Annotated in this window: 1 protein-coding gene; it reads left to right on the top strand. The window is 54.8% G+C overall.

Annotated elements, in window-relative coordinates:
- Positions 1-241 precede the first annotated feature (241 nt).
- Positions 242-1,474, top strand: coding sequence for an IS110 family RNA-guided transposase (locus D7024_RS14510; protein ID WP_121452631.1), 1,233 nt, complete (start codon positions 242-244; stop codon positions 1,472-1,474).
- The last annotated feature ends 23 nt before the right edge of the window (positions 1,475-1,497 follow it).

Raw genomic sequence — 1,497 nt, 5'->3', positions numbered from 1 at the left:
TTAGGAGTCCCCCATGCCGCTAATATGCGGCACCACGAAGGATGAAAATGGTTAGGAAGCGAACTTCTGGTGTACCACCCGGTTGAAGAAGGTCGTTTCACCATGGTGCCGGTGAGCCCGATTAGGAGTCTGACCTCGGCGATGGCAGGGGCACCACGAAATGTGGCCTCCGCAAGGAGAGCACGCGAAGGAGAGTCGTTTAGAGCTGTCGCCGCGCCGGGAGTAAAGGGGGACTGGACTAATGCAAGTGATTTACGAGCGTTGTTGTGGACTTGATGTGCACAAGAAGAGCGTGACTGCGTGTATCATCACCCCGGAGGGGAAAGAAACACGCACCTTTGGAACAATGACACGGGACTTGCTGGAGATGATAAGTTGGCTGGAAACAAAGGGCGTGACACAGGTGGCTATGGAGAGCACTGGCGTATATTGGAAACCCATTTACAACCTTTTGGAGGAAACGGGGATTCAGCCACTGGTGGTCAATGCACGGGACATCAAAAACGTACCGGGACGGAAGACGGATGTTAAGGACGCGGAGTGGATCGCCGATCTTTTGCGGCATGGGTTGCTTCGAGGTAGTTTTATCCCGTCGCGTGGGCAGCGGGAATTAAGGGAACTGGTACGCTACCGTCGCAGCTTGGTTGAGGAACAATCACGGGAGGCGAATCGCATTCAGAAGCTACTCGAAGGGGCCAATATTAAGTTGGGTGACGTGGTCACGGATGTGCTTGGCAAAACAGGCCGGGAGATTTTGGAATGTCTAGTGAAAGGAGAGACCGACCCGGAGAAACTGGCGGGTCTGGCACGTGGCCGTTTAAAGAAGAAACGGGACCAACTGGTGGAGGCACTTGTGGGCATAATAGGGCCTCACCAGCGCATGATGCTGGAAATCCAGCTACGGCACATAGACTTTCTCGACCGGGAGATTGCCCGGCTGGACAAGGAGATTGAGGAGCGGATGCGCCCTTTTGCGGAGGCCCTGGAGAGGATAGATGAAATCCACGGACTAGGGCGGCGCTCGTCTGAAGAAATTCTGGCGGAAACTGGCACTGATATGAGCCGGTTTCCCAGCGACGCACATCTAGCCTCATGGGCCGGTATCTGTCCAGGGAACAACGAAAGTGCCGGCAAGCGATTAAGTGGTAAGACGCGCAAAGGGAATCCCCACCTCCGGGCAGCTCTGGTGCGAGCAGCTCGTGCTGCCGCGAGGACAAAAGGAACCTACTTATCCGCTCTTTATCACCGGCTTGCGGCTCGCCGGGGTGCCAACCGTGCTGCTATAGCCGTGGGTCACGCTATCCTCGTGATTATCTACCATTTACTGAAAAAGGGCACTCGCTATCAAGACCTGGGTTCCGACTACTTTGATAAACTTGCCGAAAAGGCTGTAGTCTCTCGGACCGTAGCACGCCTTGAGGCCCTAGGGTACAAGGTTACTCTGGAGAAGAAAGAGGATGAGACTGCGGCTTAGGGTAAAGTAGATTTTCGAAGGAG

This window comes from Desulfofundulus salinus (assembly GCF_003627965.1).
Taxonomy (GTDB): Bacteria; Bacillota; Desulfotomaculia; order Desulfotomaculales; family Desulfovirgulaceae; genus Desulfofundulus; species Desulfofundulus salinus.
Note: the sequence above shows the minus strand (reverse complement) of the source record. Positions and strands in the feature narration are given on the sequence as shown.